This window comes from Lacticaseibacillus suilingensis, from assembly GCF_016861845.1.
Lineage (GTDB): Bacteria > Bacillota > Bacilli > Lactobacillales > Lactobacillaceae > Lacticaseibacillus > Lacticaseibacillus suilingensis.
The window spans coordinates 1-4,080 of the sequence record NZ_BOLV01000045.1 but is presented as its reverse complement, the minus strand read 5'-3'; the positions used below and the strand labels follow the sequence as shown (position 1 = coordinate 4,080).

Below are 4,080 nucleotides of genomic sequence, written 5' to 3'. Positions count from 1 at the left end.
GCAAGATGTTTGGTTGGAAATCCTCGCTGGAAGTCTTCTGGTCAGAGATGTTCCACTTAGCTTGACAATTCAAGTACCTGAAAACACTTCAGGCAAGATTGCTTATCAGATTGTCTATACCTATGAAGCAACTGGGACCAATGCTATTGCTAGCGTCCTGGCCGGTTGGGTCAATGTCGCAGTTAAAGGCTCGATGTTGCTGTCTAGCTTGGGCTTTAACGATGGGACATACGGTTCTGATGTTGCCGTGGTGACTGTTGATAAACCAATCGCGGCCACCGGTATTACGGTGACGGCGCCGATTGATTATCTGTTAGTTGGCGGTAAAAACGGGGTCACAATTCCTGGATCTACTCCCACTGATACTTCCGCGGGTGAGCAGATCGAGTACACACTTAACCCGACAAACTCAAACGATAAGATCACCTGGTCTGTTGATGGTGGTGCCACCATCTCCAGCACGGGCTATCTGACTGTCACTCAGCCAGGGACCTACACAGTTACCGCGACCGCAACCAACGCTGAAACTGGTGCCGTTGATGCTCGCGGCTCGGTTGAAGTTACTGCCGGCGGTGGCCTGAGCGATCAGAAAGTCACAGCTGGTGACAATGTTTCGATTCCTCTTCAAGGCACGGGTTCACTCGCTGGCGCGAGCGTTACCTATCAGTGGTACAACGCTGATGGCACCGCTGTCTCAGGTGCGACTGGGACCACGCTGACAATCAATAATGTGCCTGCCAGTTATGATCAGCATCAGTACTATGTCAAGATGACCGTCAAGACTCAGGATGCCAATGGGAACACTGTTACGACTGTTATGCAGTCGAACACCATGACCCTGACTGTCACTGACAACACGCCTAAGATTGAGGGCGGTACCGAAACAATCTACGTTGGTCAGAATTACAAGGATGACTTAACAGATATTGCAACGATTACCGATTCCGAGGGTAATGCCGTCGACAACAATGCCGCATATGCGGCAGGCAATCTGACTATTACTGAATCTTATGGCAAGGTGGATAATACCAAGCCTGGTAGCATGCTGGTTGTCGTGACCTACACTGATCCGACAACACACAAGACCAGCCAGGCCAATGGTTTGGTTGTGGTTAAGGCCTGGAGCCCAGCTGCTAGCCAATCTAACAGTCAATCTGCATCACAAAGCGCTTCAAACTCCGCAAGCAATTCCGCTTCTGTGAGTGCCTCGCAAAGCGCCTCCACTAGTGCACTTGGCAGTGCAAAGGCATCAGAGTCCGATCAAACGGCCTCACTGAGTGCTTCGCAAAGTGCTTCAGCCAGCGCTTCAACTAGCCTGAAGACTTCACAATCCGTTAGTCTGTGGCGCTCAGCCAGTGCATCTTCTTCAGCGTCAATCAGTGCTTCGCAAAGTGCTTCTAACAGCACTAAGGCATCGAACTCCGCTAGTGTCTCTTCCTCAGCCAGTTACTCAGCTAGCTATTCTGCCAGCGACAGTGCTAAGACTAGTGCGAGCGTTAGTGCAAGCAATAGTGCTAAGGCCTCGGACTCGGCTAAGACATCAGCTTCGATTAGCGCATCGGCTTCGGCCAGTGCTTCGACTAGCGCGGTTAACTCCGCAAAGGATTCAGCCCAGAAGAGTGAAATTGATCTGCTGAACTCGATCACCAAGTCGGAAATTGCTTCTGAATCGGCTAAGACATCGGCGATTCTCTCTGCAAGCTATTCCGCTTCTGCTTCCTCGTCGGCGTCGATTTCTGGGTCAATCATCAATTCACAAATCGATTCACAGCTGTCTGAAATCTCCGAGTCGATTGCTTCCTACTCCGAGGCTTCGGTAAGTATCTCTGAGAGTTACTCGGCGAGCGTCATCCAGAGTTATTCTGACAGTGCTTCCATTAGCGCCTCTGACAGTGCCAGTGGTTCAGCATCACAAAGTGCTTCAGCCAGCGCCAGTGATTCTGCCAAGACCTCAGAGAGCAATAAGAGTGCATCCAACAGTGCATCTGGCAGCGCATCGGTCAGTGCATCGGTCAGTGCATCACAGAGCGCTTCTGACTCAGTAAAAACGTCAAATAGTAACAAGAGTGCGTCTGACAGTGCTAGTGGTTCAGCTTCCGAAAGTGCTGTAACTTCTGCATCCGACAGTGCCTCGGTTAGTGCATCAGAGAGTGCTTCTGAATCAGCAGACACCTCGAACTCTAACAAGAGTGCTTCAGACAGTGCGAGCGGTTCTGCCTCTGAAAGTGCTGTCACCTCAGCTTCTGACAGTGCCTCGGTTAGTGCCTCTCAAAGTGCTTCTGAATCAGTAGACACTTCAAACTCTAACAAGAGTGCATCTGACAGTGCCAGCGGTTCAGCATCTGAAAGTGCTGTCACCTCTGCTTCTGGCAGTGCCTCGGTTAGTGCATCAGAGAGTGCTTCTGAATCAGCAGACACCTCAAACTCCAACAAGAGTGCATCTGACAGTGCTAGCGGTTCAGCCTCCGAAAGTGCTGTTACCTCTGCTTCTGACAGTGCCTCGGTTAGTGCCTCTCAAAGTGCTTCCGAATCAGTGGACACTTCGAACTCTAATAAGAGTGCATCTGACAGTGCTAGCGGTTCAGCTTCCGAAAGTGCTGTCACCTCTGCTTCTGGCAGTGCCTCGGTTAGTGCCTCTCAAAGTGCTTCCGAATCAGTGGACACTTCCAACTCTAACAAGAGTGCTTCAGACAGTGCTAGCGGTTCAGCATCTGAAAGTGCTGTAACCTCTGCTTCTGGCAGTGCCTCGGTTAGTGCATCAGAGAGTGCTTCTGAATCAGCAGACACCTCAAACTCCAACAAGAGTGCATCTGACAGTGCTAGCGGTTCAGCCTCCGAAAGTGCTGTTACCTCTGCTTCTGGCAGTGCCTCGGTTAGCGCTTCTCAAAGTGCTTCTCAATCAGTAGACACTTCAAACTCCAACAAGAGTGCTTCAGACAGTGCTAGCGGTTCAGCATCTGAAAGTGCTGTAACCTCTGCTTCTGGCAGTGCCTCGGTTAGTGCATCAGAGAGTGCTTCTGAATCAGCAGACACCTCAAACTCCAACAAGAGTGCATCTGACAGTGCTAGCGGTTCAGCTTCGGAGAGTGCTGTAACTTCAGCATCTGACAGTGCATCAGTAAGTGCTTCTCAGAGTGCTTCGATCTCTGACGCAAGTCAAAGTGCTTCAATTAGCGCTTCAGACAGTGCCAGCGGTTCAGCATCTGAAAGTGCTGTAACTTCCGCATCTGACAGTGCATCAGTAAGTGCTTCTCAGAGCGCATCAATCTCTGACGCAAGTCAAAGTGCTTCAGTTAGCGCCTCGAACAGTGCCAGCGGTTCAGCCTCCGAAAGTGCTGTAACTTCTGCATCTGACAGTGCATCAGTAAGTGCTTCTCAGAGTGCTTCGATTTCTGACGCAAGCGAGAGTGCTTCAATTAGTGCTTCGAACAGTGCCAGTGGTTCAGCTTCTGAAAGTGCTGTAACTTCCGCATCTGATAGTGCCTCGGTCAGTGCTTCTCAAAGTGCTTCGATCTCTGACGCAAGTCAAAGTGCTTCAATTAGCGCTTCAGACAGTGCCAGCGGTTCAGCATCTGAAAGTGCTGTAACTTCCGCATCTGACAGTGCATCAGTAAGTGCTTCTCAGAGTGCTTCGATTTCTGACGCAAGCGAGAGTGCTTCAATTAGTGCTTCGAACAGTGCCAGTGGTTCAGCTTCTGAAAGTGCTGTAACTTCCGCATCTGATAGTGCCTCGGTCAGTGCTTCTCAAAGTGCTTCGATTTCTGACGCAAGTCAAAGTGCTTCCATTAGCGCTTCAGACAGTGCCAGTGGTTCAGCATCTGAAAGTGCTGTAACTTCCGCATCTGACAGTGCATCAGTAAGTGCTTCTCAGAGTGCTTCGATTTCTGACGCAAGCGAGAGTGCTTCAATTAGTGCTTCGAACAGTGCCAGTGGTTCAGCTTCTGAAAGTGCTGTAACTTCCGCATCTGATAGTGCCTCGGTCAGTGCTTCTCAAAGTGCTTCGATTTCTGACGCAAGTCAAAGTGCTTCCATTAGCGCTTCAGACAGTGCCAGTGGTTCAGCATCTGAAAGTGCTGTAAC

The 4,080-nt window shown here is 50.3% G+C and carries 1 pseudogene; it reads left to right on the top strand.

The window, feature by feature from the left end:
- Positions 1–61 precede the first annotated feature (61 nt).
- Positions 62–4,080: pseudogene (locus JUF11_RS12860) on the top strand (hypothetical protein); the annotation flags it as partial.